The organism is Yinghuangia sp. YIM S09857 (assembly GCF_051388915.1).
Taxonomy (GTDB): domain Bacteria; phylum Actinomycetota; class Actinomycetes; order Streptomycetales; family Streptomycetaceae; genus Yinghuangia.
In genome coordinates this window covers 92,891-109,201 of sequence record NZ_JBPKBH010000015.1, presented here as the reverse complement: position 1 = coordinate 109,201, position 16,311 = coordinate 92,891, and the positions used below count along the sequence as shown (strand labels likewise).

Here is a 16,311-nt window from a genome sequence, read left to right as displayed (position 1 = left end):
CCCCCCCCCCCCCCCCCCCCGCGGCCCGGCGGCGTCAGTGCGGGGCCCCGCCGGCGGAGATGCGTACGCTCCAGCCGTCCTCCAATTCGGCGCCGTCGACCGTGACGGCTTCGACGGCGAGGGTTTCGGGATCGATCTCGGCCTGCACTCCATCGCCCGCGTACCGGGGGTAGCCGGAGACCCCGCTCTCCCCGGTGCGCCGCACGACCGCGGACCGGACCGCCGGCCCGCGAGCCTCTTCCGGCATGTCCTGCTCATTGAACGGAAAGATCAGAACCTCATATCGCTCCATGATCGGCGTCTACCCGCCGACCACGTGTCGACGCTCGTGGCCGGAGGTCCCCCCGGGTGATCCAGTACAAATGGAGGTAGCACCCGGCGGTCAGGGGTTCCGCAACGGGCGCACCGTCGTGTCACACGGGCCGCCGGGGGTAGCCGCAACGCATGGCGGCACGGTTCCAAGGTGCAGGACGCTACGTACCGGGCGACGCGCACCGTACGGTGGACGAATTGCGCGCGGCTGTCGAAAAGTGCCGCGGCTGCGACCTGTACAAGGACGCCACCACCGCCGTGTTCGGGGACGGCCCGCCGGGTGCTTCGCTCATGTTCGTGGGTGAGCAGCCCGGCGACCGGGAGGACCGCGCCGGAGAGCCGTTCGTCGGCCCCGCGGGCCGGCTTCTGGACCGGGCGTTGGCCGAGGCGGACATCGAACGGGCGGACGTCTACGTCACCAACGCGGTGAAGCACTTCCGCTTCCACCGCGAGGGCCCGGGCGGCAGACGACTCCACCGCGCGCCGACGTTGTCGCAGATGACGGCATGCCGCCCCTGGCTGGAGGCGGAGATCGACGAGGTGGACCCGCAGGTCGTCGTGGCCCTCGGCGCGACTGCGGCACGCAGTCTGTTCGGCCGGGACTTCCGCCTCACCGAACACCGCGGCGAGGAATTGAGCCTCCCCGGCGGAAGCCGGGCCGCCATGGCCACCATCCATCCGTCCGCGGTATTGCGCGCACCGGATCGCGATGCCGCGTTCGCCGGCCTCGTCGACGACCTGCGGCGTCTTCCCGGTTTCGGGAGCTGACCCAGGTGGCGGTCACCAGTTCGAGGGTGAGTTGCCCGACTTCGGGGTCGTAGGCGCCGCTTGTCGTAAGCGTGGCCGACGACTGCGTGCCCGGCGCGCACGCCGGCGAAATCCTTGCTGTTCAGGGACAGTTCGCCGATCGATCCGGCTGACTCACGGTCGACGCACGCGTCCCACCGGTGCCTGACAGCCGACCTGTTTGCTCAAAAACAGTATGAAAATGTTTGGTTTTTCCATGACCTGCTCACCTTCTCCGGAAACGATCGGCCGATCCGCCGGTTCGAGGAGGAGCACATGACGCGACCGCAACGCCTGGCGGTCATCGCCGTGGCGGCCATGCCCCTACTGCTGACGGCCTGCGGCGACGACAGCTCCCCCGACGCGGCGCCGACGACGCCGGCCCGAGAGTGCGCCTCCCCGTCAGGGATGGCCCAGGACGACTGGCTGGCACTCTGCGGGCCCAGTGGTGCCCGCCGGGCCCCGGGACCCGCCGACACGGCACCGGTCGGAGGCTGGGTCGTCCAGCCCAACGGCGTGCTCGTGTCCGTCTCGCGGGTCGAACCCGCCCCGGCCCCGCAGGTCGAGCCCGACGCCACCCGAGCAGGAGCCACGCTCGTGGTCGTCACACTGACCGTCACAAACCGTTCCGCCGCCCCCTACGATGTGTCCGGCGTGACCATCCGCGAGATGAGCCGCGTGGACGGCACCCGCGCCGAGCGCATCACGCACAGCCGACTTCCGCAGCAGGAACTCTCCGGCATGGTCGCCCCCGGTCAGACCGTTTTCGCGCAGCAGCTCTACAGCGTTCCCGACGCGCTGCGCCCCGGCTTCCGCATCATCGTCGCGATGACACCGCTCCCGTCCGCGCTACCGGACGCCATCTTCACCGGAACCGTCCCCGCCGCCGGGACCGGCACCGCCCCGGCGCCCTCCTGACGCAGGTTCCACCAGCCGCGGGCGCCCGCGGCCGTGGTCTTGATCTCGGCCCGCCCACCGTCGCCTGACACCCACCACGCCGCCGACCTGACGCTTCTGGAGCGTCGCCCGCCCGCGAGGGCGTCAACGACGCACAATCGTTCGACAGGGGCGATACGGGAGTTGATGGCATGTCAGGGCACGGCCGGTACGCGGAGGAATTCGTTCAGGCGTGGCGGGAACTCGACCTGATCTACGCGGACTTGGTTGCCGCCGCGGTGTGGCCCGGGGAGGCGCGCAGATGGGAGGCGAGGCGGCGCGAGCATGAGGCGGCGCGGAAGGAGACCGTCCCCACGCAGGCGGGGTTCGAGGCGAACACCGACCGATGGCGCAGCGAATCCCTGTGTCTGGCAGGCGAGTTGGAGAAGATGCGTTGCTCGACACCCGAACAGCGGGCGCGATCGCTCGATCCGTGGACCGCGCTGCGCCGGACGGGGGCGCAGCCGCAGGACGGCCAGAAGGAGGAGTACGACGCGACGCCGCGGTGGCCGGGATGGCGGGAGCGGCTCTGGCGCATGGCCCTGCACGCGGACGTACAACTCCCCAGACCGCTGCTGCCGGGAGAACTGGCGGAGGCGGAGGAGCAGTTGGCCGTACGGCTTCCTCGGGACTACCGGTGGTTCTTGCTGGAGGTGGCCGCAGGGATACCCAGCGGCCTTGCCGCGCCCAACCTCGCCCCACTGGTCCGGGACGCGTCCGGTGTATGGAGCTGGGACGGCATCGGCACCCGCACCGGTCTGCTCCGGCTGACCGAGGAGTTTCCCGCGCGCGAGGTCGATGCGCCGCCCGAGGACGAGCCGCAGCGCGGGGACTTCGCCAGCGACGAACGTTATCTGGCCGAGTTGGGCCGGTGGGAGAACGAACAGCCGCCCTATGACCGGGACCCCGTCGACGATCTGACCTGCGGCGCGCTGTGCCTGCACTCACTCGGCTGCGGGGACGCGGTCTGGCTGGTCGTCAGCGGGCCCCATGCGGGGCGGATGTGGGCCGACCACCTCGTCGTCGGAGGGGGTCTGTACGCCCTGCGCGGACGTCGGCGCTCGCCTGTGTTCTTCCGTGACTGGTTCCTCGACGCGTACGGCCGATGACACCGGACGGAGAGGTGCGTGCGACACCGCCAGTGACGAACAACCCGGCGACGCACGCTCCAACCGGTCCTACCTCGGCTGCATCCTGCACGAACTCCTCACCAGAACACGCCCGTTCGACGCTTCCGGAGCGGTGGCGACGATGAACTCCCACCTACGTCGAGCGCCCGCACCGCCCGGCCTCGACGCTCTCGTACTCGCACTGTCGGCCGCCCGGCGATCGGCCGTCGACCCCACGGAGGTCCGGTCGTGGAGAATGCGCGCATGGTGATCGCCATCCGCACCTTCACTGATGCAGACAGGACTGCGCTGCGCGCGCTCGCCCCGCGGGTCGGCGAGGGATCGCCGAGCGGGTCGCTGTGGGGCCACCCCGAGTCCGAGGCCGCCGTGTACCTCGACCCGTATGCGGACCTGCTCCCGGACTCACTGTGGCTCGCCTTCCTCGACGGCGCACTGGTCGGGTACCTCGCCGGGTGCCCTGACAGCGCCGAACTCCCGTCGGAGTCCCGGCGCATGGACCGCGCCATCCGGGAGCACCGCCTCCTCCTGCGCGCCCGGCCGGTCGCGTTCTTCGCACGGGCACTGGCCGACACCGGGTGGGCGGCGCTGCGCCGCCGACCCACCGCAGGCGACTTCGCCGATCCGGCCTGGCCGGCCCACCTGCACATCAACCTCGTCCCCGAGGCCCGCGGCACCAGAGCGGCGGAAGAGCTCATGACCCACTGGCTCCAGCAGCTCCGGACCGCCGGAACCCCGGGCTGCCACCTCCAAACCCTCGTGGAGAACACCCGCGCCGTGCGGTTCTTCAGCCGTATGGGCTTCACCCCGCACGGTCCGCAGCCGATGGTGCCCGGCCTGCGGTACCAGGGACGGCGGGTGCACCAGTTGACGATGGTGAAAAGCCTGTGACGTGGTTGCCGATGGTGATCGGTGACGTCCTCGACGAGGCGGGCCGCACCCGACGTGAACTCCCCCGGGGCCGCACCAGGGCACCGCCGCCCAGGCTGCGTGTCTGCCGGATCTTTGCACCGCTCACGAGCCCTGGATACCGCGCCTCGCGGCGTTGCGGACCCTTGCGGGCACGCGCGAGTACGCGCTTCGAGCCTGCGTTTGGGAGGGCCTCCATACCCGGCGAGCGACGCGCGACACCGGAGACCGGGAGCGGCACCAAGATCCGACAGACACGGCCTCGTCGTTCCCGGGCAGCCACGCCCCGCCTCGGCGACACCCGGTCTCCGGCGACCACGCCCGCAGCGCCGGTGCGATCGACAAGTCGGGGTCCGAGTCGGCTCACGGTTGCAGGCAGGCACGGGAGTGCGATGGGCTTGGCCGTTCGAGCAGCACCCGCCTGTTGGGCGGCGGGGCGGCGGGGCGTGGAGACGGGGGCGTGATGGAGCCGTTGGGCAGCGGGGATCCGCAGCAGGTCGACCGGTTTCGGCTGGTGGGCGTTTTGGGGGCCGGCGGAATGGGGCGCGTGTTTCTGGGCCGGGCACCGGACGGCGCGGCGGTGGCGGTGAAGGTGGTGCACCCGTACTTGCTGAACGGCGACCAAGGCGAGTTCCGGGCCAGGTTCGTTCGAGAGGTCCACACCGCTCGGGGAGTGGACACGGCGTTCACCGCGAGGGTGGTCGCCGCGGACGCGGACGCGGAGGTGCCTTGGCTGGCGACAGAGTTCGTTCCCGGGATTCCGCTGAGTGAGGCGGTGGCCCGGTTCGGGCCGCTGCCGCAGGAGTCGTTGCTCGCGTTGGGGGCGGGCCTGTTCGCCGCGCTGGCCGAGATCCACGCCGCCGGGTTGGTGCACCGGGACGTCAAGCCGTCCAACGTGATGCTGGGCGTCGACGGCCCGAAGGTCATCGACTTCGGGATCGCCCGCTCGGCCGGGGCGACCGGACTGACGCGGACGGGGCAGACCGTGGGCACGATGGGGTTCATGTCGCCCGAGCAGTTCGAACGCTCCGACGTCGGGCCGGAAAGCGACGTGTTCTCCGCCGGCGCGGTCCTGGCCTATGCCGCCACTGGCCGCCCGCCGTTTCCCGGCGACACCCTGCCCGTGCTGTTCGCCAACCTGACCACCCGCGACCCTGACCTCGCCGGCATGCCGGCGGCGCTCGCACCGCTCGTCGAGGCCACCCTCGCGAAGGACCCCGAGGACCGCCCCACGGCCGCATCCGCCCGAACGATGCTCCCCGCACCGCCGACCCACGTCGGGGCGGACCACGGATGGCTGCCCCTCGCGGTCACCCACGCCATCCTGCGCGCCGCCGCAACCGCACTCCGCACCCCCGGGGCCGCGCAGGACAGCGCAGCCCGCGACGCCGCACCGCCCCCGCAGAACTCCGGAAGGCAAACCGCCGCCGCTGCCCGATCCCAGCAGGTACCGAACGACATCACGCAGAATCCCGACCAGGCCACCTGGCCGCCCCCAGGCTCCCTCTGGGACGTTCTGGGGTCGATCTCCTTTGTGGTGCTCGGTCTGACCTGCCAGGTCCTCGTTGCCCGAAGGGCCCTCCATGGGTACCCGGGTGGGATGGACACGGCAAACTGGGTAGCTTCCATTGTTCTGGGATCAGGAGCCCAAATCGGAGGCATACAGCGTCTGCTCCGACCGCGCCTCGGGGAGAGGGACTCAAAGGTGCTGGCGGTCTTGGCGGCCGGGCTCGTCTTCGCCGTGTTCGCCTCATACGTCACGTAGCAAACGCACTATGACGTCTTGAGGTACGTCCCGCGGACTCCCGCGCGGACCGGCGCGTCCACCGACCGCCCACGTCTGAATTCCACCCACCGAAACGCCTGTTGGTCGGCAGGGATTTCGAACCGCCTAAGTTGCTGTCGGCACTGGTCGGTTCCGCGTGCCGGATTTGGGAGGTAGCGCATGTCACGTGTGCCGTTCGCTTCGTCGGCGGATACGGCCGCAAAGGACCAGACTCTGGAGGTCATCGGCAACGGGGTATATGCCTTCACCGCCGAGGGTGACCCGAATGTCGGGGCCGTCGAAGGCGAGGACTTTCTGGTCTGCTTCGAGGCGCTGGCCACTCCGGCTGCCGCGGGCAAGTGGCTGGAGCGACTGCGGCGGCACACGGACAAGCCCGTGCGCTTTCTCGTGCTGTCGCACTACCACACGGTGAACCGGAGTCGGGAGAACGATCCCGGCGCCGCGGGTCGCCGCGGATGCCGCATCGGCCGACCGCCCGGACGCCGCCGTCGCGTGCGGTAAATCGATATGAAATGACTGATTTTGACCAGGCGCGGCGTGCCGTCGGTGCTGCCGTTCGTGCCTACCGTGGATGTTCGGGAAGGCGTACGGTGCCCCGGGCCTCAGACCGGACGCCGGGCGGTCCTCCACCCGCGTGCCCCTCACTCCCCCACGGGCGCGCGGCTTTCCCGCACGGCGGCCCGGACGTCATCCCCCGAGCGCCCGGGCCGCCACACCCTCCATCCACCGCCGGGTCGCCAGGGGTGTGGTCTGCGACCTGACCGCGCTCCTCATCAGCTCCCACGCGTTGCGTTTCCCTCCACGGGGGTAGCCGCCGCAATACGACAGATCCGCGATCGTCGGAGGCCGCCATGAAGGGCACATTCCCGCGGCGCAGACACAGCGGCGCCGCCCACAGGGAAGCCACTCCCCCGGGTCTGGGTTCCTCCCGCGTCCCCAGCCACTCAGGCTTTGCGGGACACCCGGAACGGGCGGGGACCAGCGGCCTGTCCACCGAGGACGAACCCAATCCCTCGCCCCGCTGGGCTGTCGCCGGCCTGACCGGAGTCGCTCTTGTCGCCCTGGTGGTCGCGGCCATGCTCATCGGCATGGCAGTCGTGCTCCTGGTGTGAGGGCCACATGACGCCGGATGCGCGGAACAGCCGTCCCCGGCCACCGCGAACGCCCGACGGGACGCTCCCCGAACTCGCGTCCCTGAGCGAACTCGCGGGCATGGTGCGGGACTCCGACGAGGAGTTGTTCCTGCGCTGGTCACACGGACCGGCCGCCGACTCCGGGACGAGCATCGACCACGAGAGCGGCCTGGAAATGCCCGGCCTGTCGGCGACTGTCCTGGACGCACCGGCCTGGTGGACACGCCCACCGACGGAATGGCTGGCCCGCCAGATCCACAAGTACGCGCAACTCGGCGCCGAACCGGGCCGCTACGGCTGGGTTCTCACCGGACGCCAGGTCGCCCGCGGCGTGGACCACGAGCCGCTCCTGGACAAGGTCGTCCCAATCGCCCGGCTCGGCGAACCGCTGGTACGGGAGGCGCGACACGTCTACGAAACCCGGTTCCAGGTCGGCCGGGACTCCCGATCGCCGCCGTGATCGGCAGACGTGTCACCGCCGTTTCACTCGCGCACCGGCGGACAGCCGCGCAGGCGAGGTGGCACGGCCGTGTCCGCGCGGCCGTGGTCACCGGGCGGCCGAGACACGGTAGGCGATACCGGAGACCGAAGGGAGACGCCATGTCGGTCGAACGAGGCAGCGACAAGCACGGGCCGCGTCTGGACGACGCGATGAAGGCCGAGGTGGAGGGCCAGGTCCGCAGCGGCCACAGCACACGCGCCGAGGAATGGCACGAGCCGGAGCCGGAAGGGGAGGACCAGCGCGGGACGTACTCCCGCGGCGGCCCCGAGCCGGGTGCGGTTGAGGGCCTGGAACCCGAGCTCGTGGAACTCCGCTCCGAACTGGCCAGCCACCTCGACCGCCGGACCTTCCCGGCCGACCGTGCGGCGCTGGAGCGGGTGCTCGCCGAGCACCACGCCCCTGGGCCGCTGGTGGACGCGGTTCACGACCGGCTCCCGGAGGGACGTTCGTACCACAGCGTCGACGAAGCGGTCGTGGCGATGCGCGGAGCCTGACGACCCCGGGCCTGACAACGCGAGGCCTGACGACGCCGGGCCTGACGACGCCGGGCCTGACAGCGCGGGGCCTTGACAGCGCGGGCCTGACGACGCCGGGTCTGGCAGCGCTGGGCCCGGCAACGCGGGCCTGACGACGCCGGGTCTCGCGAGGAGTGACGGCAGCCGATCCGTCAGCCCGTGGGCCCGTCAGCCCGGGTCCCGGGGGCCCGCGGCCCGGCGGAGCCGGTTGGCGATCGCCAGGCCCAGCCCCTCCTCGGCGGGCAGGGACGCGACGATGAGGTCGCAGCCCCGCCGATCGAAGTCGCGCAGGAACACGTACAACCCGCGCGCGTACTCGGCCGACGCGGCCGGAACGGCCACGACAGCGTGCGCCTCGACGCGAGCTCCCGCGAAGGCCGGGGGCAGCAGGACACCGACCCGGTGCCCGAGCCCCTGCGCGAGCTCCGCTTCGGCGACGACGTTCTCCGGCTCGACCAGGACGACCCGGGCTCGCGGCGCATAGTGCGACGGGTGTTGGCCGGGCACCCGGACGGGGCTCGACTCGGGGACCGCGAGCGGGCGTCCCAGCGCTGCTTCGAGTGCCTCGCGGGCGACCCCGCCGGGGCGCAGAATCCCGGGCACCTCCCCCGTGACGTCGACGATGGTCGACTCCACGCCGACGTCGCACGGGCCGCCGTCCAACACGAAATCGACGGCATCGCCGAGCTCGGCGCGGACGTGGTCCGCCGTGGTGGGGCTCACCGACCCGAAGCGGTTCGCGGACGGAGCCGCGACACCCCCGCCGAACGCCGACAACAGGGCGAGAGCGACGGGATGGTCCGGCACGCGCACCGCCACCGTCTCAAGTCCGCCCGTCGCCTCCGGCGGCACCCGGCGGCCACGTCGCAATACCAGCGTGAGCGGTCCCGGCCAGAAATGTTCGGCCAAGACCCGGGCGGTCTTGGTGATGTCCGCGGCCCACTCCCCCAGGTGGTCCGCGTCGCCGAGATGGACGATCAGCGGATGCGAAGGCGGGCGCCCTTTGGTCCGGAAGACGCGCGCCACCGCGGCGGGATCCTCCGCGTTCGCGCCCAGTCCGTACACCGTCTCGGTCGGAAACGCCACCAACCCGCCCGCGCGCAGCACACCGGCCGCCGCCCCGATCTCACTGGTCTCGAATGCCACCCCCGTATCCTCCCACCGCTCGGCCGCGGCCCGGCGCGGGCCCGACACCCCGTTCCGGCGGCACGGGAGCGGCATCGAACGGGCGAGATCAACCACCATCCGTGCGCCGCGAGGTGGGAATCGACGCGGGGAGCGCGGCGACAAGGGCGATGACCAGCGCTTCTGCGTGTGCGCGGGCACCGACTCCACGAGCGGCCTGCTCCGGTCGTGAAGTCGGTGCCGCGCTGTCCGTGTCGCCCGCCGTCCGGGCGGGCGGCCGAGATGGCCGGGTCACGCGCGGGACAGGTCCAGGTAGCTGTTGCGACCGTCGTGCCCGTCCGCGTCCGGTTCGTCGAACCAGTGGCCGCCGTGCGCCAAGTACCGGAAGGACATGCGCTGTTCGTCTGGCAACGCCACGGTCACCGCTCGGCTCCCGTCCTTCCGCGTGGTCAACTCGTGCGTCCCGGGCGTCCATTCGTTGAAGTCGCCGACCACGCTGACCGCGGCACACGAGGGGTCGGGCGGCAGGACGAAGGTGACCTGGGTGGTGTTCTTGCGGCGGATGCGTTCCAGCACGGCGGGCTCCTCGGACGGATCGGTACGTGAACCACCGGACGGCGGCTTCGGACTGCCGCACATCCTGCGCCCGCGGCCTTCCCGCGGCGGCCACCCGGGCCACGCCGCGCCGAGGCTTCACCCGCACGGCCTTCACCCGGTCCGGCAGGACGGCCAGTACGCCCATGCCTCGCGGCTACCCACCGATCGCGAGAGGAACCCGCCGGATCGTCGTCCGCGGGACCCGCTCCATGGCCACACCCGCGACGCACAGTCAGGCGCGGGCCGTGGTGGCGGGCACCGGCCGGACAACGGGACGGCGGGGTGTCCGACCGGCCGTTCGTCGTCGACTTCGTCACCGACCCCGCCGTGCCGCCGATCCCCCCGCACGCGACGCTCGACCGGATCGAGGCGGCAGCGTCCAGCATCGTGCACGGCGACAGCGACCGCGGCGGCATGGTCCGCCAGGGCATCAAGGCCAAGCTCCAGGAAATGCCGCCCGGCGGCCGCGACCGCAGGAGCCGCCGCGAAAGCCGCCGCGGCGCGCGCGAAGGACAGTGATCCCGACGGGCGAACGCCGGCGCCGCCTCACGACGCGCCCGGCGCCACCCCGTTGTTCCGCAGGACGTCGCGGACCCGCAGAATCAGCGGGAAGACCTCGTGGTTGCGGTCCTCGCCCTGCTCGTCATAGGCCCGCTGCTCCGCCTCGACCGCCATCCGGTCCTGGGCGAACACCCGCTCGGTGAAACGGCGGATGAGCGGCCAGGCGAGATGGAGCACCCCGGGGACGGGCGGCTTCTCGATCATCAGCAGGCCGTACGCGTGACAGGTGCGCTGTTCGGCGTCCTCCGGCACGTAGGCGGCCCACAGCGAGAACGCCGGCAGTTCGGCGCCTTCGGGAACGGCCTCCAGCGTCTGGTACGGGTATTCGGTGCGGATGGTCACCACGTCGGGATTTTCCCGGCCGCCACGGCCCTCCGCGGACAGCAGTCCGGCCCCGCGGTCCTTGCGCCCTCCGGCCGGCACGAACAGGTAGCGGGCCTCGACGAACCGTTCGCCGCTGTCGTAGCCCAGCAGCTCGGGACGGATCCGGCCCAGCACCCGCCGGTGCAGGAACTGGTGGTTCATGTCCAGAAGGTTCTCGTGCATGAACGAGTAGTGGCACCGCACCGTGCGCGAGAACGTCATCGTGCGGTGCGTCGCCGCGTCGTACTGCGGAAGCACCGGGAACGGCGCACCGTCCGCCTGCTCCGGATCCCCGGGAAACACGAACACCAGGCCGTACGCCTCGCGGACCGGGTACGAACGCACCCCACGCGGCGGCCGTTCGCACCCCCGGGGCAGGTACGGAATCTGCGAGATGCGGCCGTTCCCGCGATAGGCCCAGGCGTGGTAGCAGCAGCGCAGCACGTCCCCCTCGACCACGCCCATGCTGAGCGGCACCTGCCGGTGCGCGCAGCGGTCCTCCAAGGCGTGTACCGCTCCGCCGCGCCCGCGGTACAACACGATCCGCTCTCCCGCGAAGACGGCCGCCACCGCTCGCCCTGTGCGCACAGCCCGTGACAGGGCGACCGGATACCAGAACTGCGTCGCGATCCCGACCCTGCGCAAGTCGCCGTGCCTTGGTCGGGTCTGTGGCGACCGCACGGAAGCAGCCGCGTCGACCCCGGTCCGAGACATGGAATCGGTCATGTGCCGCCCTCCGCACTCCAAGGGCGTGCGCCTGGCGCGAAGACGGGCACCAGGTTGCCGACGTGCGAGCACGAGGTCGCCGAATCACGAGCGTGTCCGTGTCGCACGATCCGCCCTTCTCTCCACGGTGGTCGCGATCACGGCGAACGGCAACTGCGGGGGCGAGGCGCGGCGGGGGTGTAACGCCGCGGTCATCGGGCAGCCGCATCTCGACGAAACACGCCGAAACCAACCAAGATCCCGGGAGTGAGCGGCATGGGTGCGAACGGCCACGGCGGCAACGTCGTCGACGAACTGACGGCGGACCACCGCGAGGTCGAGGAGATGTTCCACCGCCTGGAACTGTCCGCCGATGCGGAGGAACGCCGCAAACTCGCCGAGCAGTCCACCATCGAGCTGGTTCGCCACTCGGTCGCGGAGGAGGAGTACCTCTATCCCGCCGTCCGCGAGCACCTGCCCGACGGCGACCTGGTCGCGGACAAGGAACTCGCCGACCACGCCGGCGTGGAGAAGCTCCTCAAGGAATGGGAGAAGACCCCCGAACACGAGCCGCGCTTCAGCGAACTCCTGCGCGAGATCTCCACCGAGGTACGCGCGCACGTCGACGACGAGGAGAACCGCCTGTTCCCCTCGCTGGCGGCCCACTGCGGGCCCGACGTCCTCGACGACCTGGGGGACAAGGTCCGCAGGGCCAAGAAGCTCGCGCCCACCCGACCGCACCCCTCGGCCCCCGACACCCCGCCCGCCAACAAACTCCTCGCCCCCGGAACCGGCCTGGTCGACCGCGCACGCGACCTGGTGACCGGACGCGGCAGGAGCTGAAGCAAGCCACGGCGCTGCGGCCGACTCCTGATGGTTCGGCTGACGGACCCGGACACGGACGCCTGCAACCATGCTCACCGGCCCACCGCCCTCGGGCGGCGGATCCACGAAACACCTTCCAAACAGGCAGGCGTCGAACCACCGGACGAGCCGCTCGGCCGCTGGAGCTCCCCGCAAGTCATGGCCGCGCGCACGGCCAGTCCGACCGCCCGGAGCCAGGCTCCCTTCGTGCAGATGCGGGCGACCATCTGCCGGGTGAGCCGCCGGGCGTGCCGCTCCTCGCCGGTGGCGAGGAGGAGGCGGGCGAGGCCCGCGGTCGCGGCCGATTCCCAGAACAGGTCGCTGTGGTGCTGCCGCCGAGAGAACCGTTGTTCCGCCTCTTCCCAGGGGGGCGAATCCCGGCACATCCAGGCGCTATGCGCTCCCTTTGAACCCGGACATCAGGGTCGCCCGTGCGCAGGATTGCCCCAAAGCCGGCCCCGCCATCAGCCATCAGCCATCAGCCATCAGCCATCAGCCATCAGCCGTCAGCGAACAACGCGTCACCGAGATCATTCGTAGGCATAGTGAGACCATGTCGAACCGTGACCTGAGTTCTGATCTGTCGGACAGCCTGGGCGAGGCCGAGCGACGGCTGCAAGCCGCCCAGCTGGCATCGAACGTCCGGGAACTGACGGACTTGATCGACGACGCGGCCTGGTTCACCGGCCCGGACGGGAACATTTACACCAAGCAGGATGACTTGGACGCGCACAGGACCGGTTACCAGGTGTTGAGCCGCGTCCATGAGGAGGAGCTGCGGATCCTGGCCACATCGGACCTGGGGGTCACCTGGTTCCTCGGAGTGCTGGAAGGTGTGGTCGGCGGTCAGCCCATGGTCGCCCGCATGCGCTATACGCGGACCTGGATCCGCGGCGAGTCAGGGGATTGGAAGATCATCGCGGCGCACGCGATGCTTCTTGCCGATGGCGGGGATACGGACGCGAAGGCGGAGCCGGGAAACGCCTGAGACCACGGGCTGCGTGGTGCGCCGGCGGGTGCCGGGATCACGGACGGTCACCGGGTTCGCCCGGCCGACACGGCATGGCCTCCCGCGAGCCGTCTACTCGCAACGGATGGTGAAATCGGCACTCACAGGGTCGGCCCACCGGGGTACGGGGCCTCGCGGGTGCCGAGCCGGATCGCCCTCACGGGTGGTCGTCCCGGATGTGTTGGCGGCGCTCCTGGACCGACACGGCCAACGAGGCGGCAGCGAGTGCGAACAGCACCGCTCCGGAGGCGATGTCGTTGACGGGGGCCGCACCGGCCTGCGAACCGTCCGCATAACCGAAGACGAAAGGCGCCGCGACAAGCCACCCTCCGACAGCGGCGACCACCACGTCGAACGCGGGGCCGCGTCGCCGGACGAACTTCGCGCACGCCACCGCCACCACGATCATGCCGCCCAAGACCTCTTGCAGCCGCGCGTCGTCCGCCGGGTCGCTGAGCGGGTACGCGAGGAGCCATGACCCGGTGATCAGCCACACGCCGGTGACCAGCATCAAGGTGTTGAGTGGGCCGTCACGTATGTCAGCGGCGTGGGCAAGCGTTTGTGCGTGTTGTCGCCCCAGGTGGAACGAGTGACTGGGCATGACAGCGTGATCCCTCCTCCGCTTGTCTCCCGGGTCTCCTTGATCCGAGTCCTCTTGAGAGGCCGCTGCCCGCTTCGGCCCTCGCTACGCCCTGTGCCGCGGCAGAGATACGGGGCCGCGGAATCCCGGCGATTCACCGAGGAGGAGTGGGGTAGCCGCGTTCCACGAACGAGCAAGCCACCGATGATCCACGCCTCACCGCGCGGGAGGTGCCGGTCCCGCATGCAGTCGAACACTCGCTGAACGAGGACCGGCGACCGAACCGGGCGATGCGGCACGATGCGGCCATCCGTCCTCGGAATCGCGGTGTGCTCTGCCGTCCGGTCCGGCCATGGCAATGCGACCGTGTCGATACGACCGTGGCGATACGCCGCTGTGCGGTCCGCTCGTCGCGGTGCGGCCTGGTCGACCGGCTCCATCGACCGAAACACGTACCCGAAAGATCGGCGGACTCACGGTGCAGGTCAACGCGCTCATCATCGACTCCCAGGACCCCGAAAGACTGGCCGCGTTCTGGTCGGCGTTGCTGGGCAGGCCGATCGCCCGACGTGGAGGTCCCTATGTTTGGTTGCGTCGAGACAACGACCTCGGCCTGGGGTTCCAACAGGCCGAGACGCCCAAGCCGGACAAGAACCGTGTGCACCTCGACATCAGTTCGCCCGACCCGGCCGCCGAGCAACAGCGGGTGGAGGCACTCGGCGGTCGTCGGCTGGAGGAGTACTCAGACGGCGGCTTCCTGGTGATGGCTGACCCTGATGGAAACGAGTTCTGCATCATCCCCACCGGTGCCTTCGAGATGGACGACAACGGGCGTGCGAACTACCTCGATTGACCGGCCCGACGCCAGTGGAGACAATGCCCGGCGCCGTCCGCGTCCGGTCAGGCCTCGCCCGCTTCCTCGCCACCGCGTACGGCCGTCTCGTCGTCGACCGCGATCGGTTCCAACGGCCGGGTGGCCGGGCCGTTGAGCACCGCGCCGTCGACACCGAAGCGCGAGCCGTGGCACGGGCAGTCCCATGTACGTTCGGCGTCGTTGAAGTGCACGGTGCATCCGAGGTGGGTGCAGCTTGCCGATACGGCCCGCAGCCCGGTTTCCGCATCGTGGTAGACGGCAGCCCGGCGGCCGTGGACGCGGAGTACCTGGCCCGTGCCGGGCGCAACCTGCGCGGCGGCGTCGAGCTTCGGCACGCCGATCCGGTCGCCGACGAAGTGCCTTGCCACCTCGGCCTGTGCCTTGACGAGCGACGGGGCCTCGCGCAGCGGGTGCAATCGGCGTGGGTCGTAGACATCGGTCCAGGGGAGTTTCCCGCCGGTGATCATCCCGGCCAGCAGCCGGCCGGCCATGACCCCACCGCTCATGCCCCACCCGTCAAAACCGGTCGCCACGTACACGTGCCTGGTGCCCGGGTGGAAATGGCCGATGTACGGGATGCCGTCGGTGGTGGAGGTGTCCTGCGCCGCCCAGCGATACGTCGGCCGAAAACTCGGGAAGCGGTCGCGGGCCCATTGCGCCAGGCGGTCCTGACGGCGGACGACTCCGCTCGCCCCTGGGGTGAACTTCTCACCGGTCAGGATGAGCAACCGCTGCCCGTCCTCCGACGACGGCGCGCTGCGTACTGAGCGTGTACGCATTTCCGGGGTGACGTACATGCCGTCGGGGGCCTCATTCGCGGGAACCGGCCCGGCGACCACCAGCTCACGTACGGGGCGCAGTCGGGCGAACAACAGGGCGCGGTCGAAGACCGGGTAGTGGGTGGCCACGACGACATCGCGAGCGGTGACCTGTACGCCGCTCTCGGTGGTGACGCGGCATGGCGCGCCTTCGCTGAGCGCGACCACACGCGAGCCTTCGAACACCTGGCCGCCGTGGGCCAGGATGTCCGCCACCAGGGCGAGGAGGTACTTGCGCGGGTGGAACTGCACCTGATCGCGCAGCCGGACCGCACCGAGAACCGGGAACGGCAGGTCCGTCTCCTCGGTGTAGACGGCATCCAGTCCTGCCTCATGCGCGGCATCGGCCTCGGCGCGCACCTCGTCCCGCGTCTCGGGCGATTCCGCGTACACGTATGCGGCCGCGCGCTCCAGGTCGCAGTGGACGCCGAGTTCATCGGCCGTCGCGGCGACGTGCTCCACGGCGTCCTGCTGCGATCGGGCGTACAGACGTGCGGTCTCGCGCCCGGCCTCGCGGATCAAACGGGCATACCGGAGCCCGTGGAGCGAGGTGAGCTTCCCGGTGGTGTGGCCCGTCACGGACTCGGCCACGCGCAGCGCTTCGAGGACGGCCACCCGCTGCCCGGCGCGACTCAGTTCCCATGCAGTGCACAGGCCGGCGATGCCGCCGCCCACGACGGCCACGTCCACGTCCAGCGGCTCGCGGAGCGGCGGATGGTCTCCGCGCCGGGTGGTCGCCATCCAGTACGACTCGTACCGTTCGTTCTGCCGCGGCATGGCCGACCTCCGTTCGCGGCGGCGATGTGCCC

Annotated in this window: 18 protein-coding genes and 1 pseudogene; 13 read left to right on the top strand and 6 right to left on the bottom strand. The window is 70.9% G+C overall.

Features of this window, described 5'->3' with window-relative positions:
- Positions 1 to 34: 34 nt before the first annotated feature.
- Positions 35 to 247 carry a hypothetical protein gene (locus tag ACRX5S_RS28050; RefSeq protein WP_436775906.1) on the bottom strand — a complete coding sequence of 71 codons (213 nt, stop codon included), beginning with the start codon at positions 245 to 247 and terminating at the stop codon, positions 35 to 37.
- 197 nt (positions 248 to 444) lie between these two features.
- On the opposite strand from ACRX5S_RS28050, the gene ACRX5S_RS28045 reads away from it, so the two are divergent.
- From ACRX5S_RS28045 to ACRX5S_RS28005, 9 genes are all read left to right on the top strand, one after another.
- Positions 445 to 1,080, top strand: coding sequence for a UdgX family uracil-DNA binding protein (locus ACRX5S_RS28045; protein ID WP_436775905.1), 636 nt, complete (start codon positions 445 to 447; stop codon positions 1,078 to 1,080).
- A 294-nt stretch (positions 1,081 to 1,374) separates the two neighbouring features.
- Positions 1,375 to 2,016 (top strand): hypothetical protein, encoded by a 642-nt coding sequence (locus tag ACRX5S_RS28040; RefSeq protein WP_436775904.1) that lies wholly within the window; start codon positions 1,375 to 1,377, stop codon positions 2,014 to 2,016.
- 170 nt (positions 2,017 to 2,186) lie between these two features.
- Entirely contained in the window at positions 2,187 to 3,143 is a 957-nt protein-coding gene (locus ACRX5S_RS28035; protein ID WP_436775903.1) for a hypothetical protein, read from the top strand.
- 264 nt (positions 3,144 to 3,407) lie between these two features.
- Entirely contained in the window at positions 3,408 to 4,052 is a 645-nt protein-coding gene (locus ACRX5S_RS28030) for a GNAT family N-acetyltransferase (RefSeq protein ID WP_436775902.1), read from the top strand.
- A gap of 481 nt (positions 4,053 to 4,533) precedes the next feature.
- Entirely contained in the window at positions 4,534 to 5,835 is a 1,302-nt protein-coding gene (locus ACRX5S_RS28025; RefSeq protein WP_436775982.1) for a serine/threonine-protein kinase, read from the top strand.
- Between the two features lie 180 nt (positions 5,836 to 6,015).
- Positions 6,016 to 6,357, top strand: a complete 342-nt coding sequence (locus tag ACRX5S_RS28020; RefSeq protein WP_436775901.1) for a hypothetical protein — start codon at positions 6,016 to 6,018, stop codon at positions 6,355 to 6,357.
- 350 nt (positions 6,358 to 6,707) lie between these two features.
- Positions 6,708 to 6,968, top strand: a complete 261-nt coding sequence (locus tag ACRX5S_RS28015; protein ID WP_436775900.1) for a DUF6480 family protein — start codon at positions 6,708 to 6,710, stop codon at positions 6,966 to 6,968.
- A gap of 7 nt (positions 6,969 to 6,975) precedes the next feature.
- Positions 6,976 to 7,449: a DUF6098 family protein gene (locus ACRX5S_RS28010; protein ID WP_436775899.1), complete on the top strand. Its 474-nt coding sequence runs from the start codon at positions 6,976 to 6,978 to the stop codon at positions 7,447 to 7,449.
- A gap of 140 nt (positions 7,450 to 7,589) precedes the next feature.
- Entirely contained in the window at positions 7,590 to 7,985 is a 396-nt protein-coding gene (locus ACRX5S_RS28005; RefSeq protein ID WP_436775898.1) for a DUF2795 domain-containing protein, read from the top strand.
- A 189-nt stretch (positions 7,986 to 8,174) separates the two neighbouring features.
- Here the strand turns inward: ACRX5S_RS28005 and ACRX5S_RS28000 are convergent, their stop codons facing one another.
- Entirely contained in the window at positions 8,175 to 9,152 is a 978-nt protein-coding gene (locus ACRX5S_RS28000) for an L-threonylcarbamoyladenylate synthase (RefSeq protein ID WP_436775897.1), read from the bottom strand.
- A gap of 270 nt (positions 9,153 to 9,422) precedes the next feature.
- Positions 9,423 to 9,707 carry an isoamylase early set domain-containing protein gene (locus tag ACRX5S_RS27995; RefSeq protein WP_436775896.1) on the bottom strand — a complete coding sequence of 95 codons (285 nt, stop codon included), beginning with the start codon at positions 9,705 to 9,707 and terminating at the stop codon, positions 9,423 to 9,425.
- Positions 9,708 to 10,013: 306 nt separating this feature from the next.
- Here ACRX5S_RS27995 and ACRX5S_RS27990 point away from each other — a divergent pair.
- Positions 10,014 to 10,247: pseudogene (locus ACRX5S_RS27990) on the top strand (thiamine pyrophosphate-requiring protein); the annotation flags it as partial.
- 27 nt (positions 10,248 to 10,274) lie between these two features.
- On the opposite strand, the gene ACRX5S_RS27985 reads toward ACRX5S_RS27990, so the two are convergent.
- Positions 10,275 to 11,366, bottom strand: a complete 1,092-nt coding sequence (locus tag ACRX5S_RS27985) for a Rieske 2Fe-2S domain-containing protein (protein ID WP_436775981.1) — start codon at positions 11,364 to 11,366, stop codon at positions 10,275 to 10,277.
- Between the two features lie 267 nt (positions 11,367 to 11,633).
- Here ACRX5S_RS27985 and ACRX5S_RS27980 point away from each other — a divergent pair, with 267 nt between their 5' ends.
- Together ACRX5S_RS27980 and ACRX5S_RS27975 are read left to right on the top strand one after the other, a co-directional pair.
- Positions 11,634 to 12,200 (top strand): hemerythrin domain-containing protein, encoded by a 567-nt coding sequence (locus ACRX5S_RS27980; protein ID WP_436775895.1) that lies wholly within the window; start codon positions 11,634 to 11,636, stop codon positions 12,198 to 12,200.
- A 427-nt stretch (positions 12,201 to 12,627) separates the two neighbouring features.
- The gene (locus ACRX5S_RS27975) at positions 12,628 to 13,209 is read left to right on the top strand and encodes a nuclear transport factor 2 family protein (RefSeq protein WP_436775894.1); all 582 of its coding nucleotides are present in this window, start codon (positions 12,628 to 12,630) and stop codon (positions 13,207 to 13,209) included.
- Between the two features lie 178 nt (positions 13,210 to 13,387).
- Here ACRX5S_RS27975 and ACRX5S_RS27970 read toward each other — a convergent pair whose 3' ends face one another.
- Positions 13,388 to 13,741, bottom strand: a complete 354-nt coding sequence (locus ACRX5S_RS27970; RefSeq protein ID WP_436775980.1) for an SPW repeat domain-containing protein — start codon at positions 13,739 to 13,741, stop codon at positions 13,388 to 13,390.
- Between the two features lie 421 nt (positions 13,742 to 14,162).
- On the opposite strand from ACRX5S_RS27970, the gene ACRX5S_RS27965 reads away from it, so the two are divergent.
- The gene (locus ACRX5S_RS27965) at positions 14,163 to 14,663 is read left to right on the top strand and encodes a VOC family protein (RefSeq protein WP_436775893.1); all 501 of its coding nucleotides are present in this window, start codon (positions 14,163 to 14,165) and stop codon (positions 14,661 to 14,663) included.
- 47 nt (positions 14,664 to 14,710) lie between these two features.
- Here the strand turns inward: ACRX5S_RS27965 and ACRX5S_RS27960 are convergent, their stop codons facing one another.
- The gene (locus ACRX5S_RS27960; RefSeq protein ID WP_436775892.1) at positions 14,711 to 16,279 is read right to left on the bottom strand and encodes an FAD-dependent oxidoreductase; all 1,569 of its coding nucleotides are present in this window, start codon (positions 16,277 to 16,279) and stop codon (positions 14,711 to 14,713) included.
- Positions 16,280 to 16,311 lie beyond the last annotated feature (32 nt).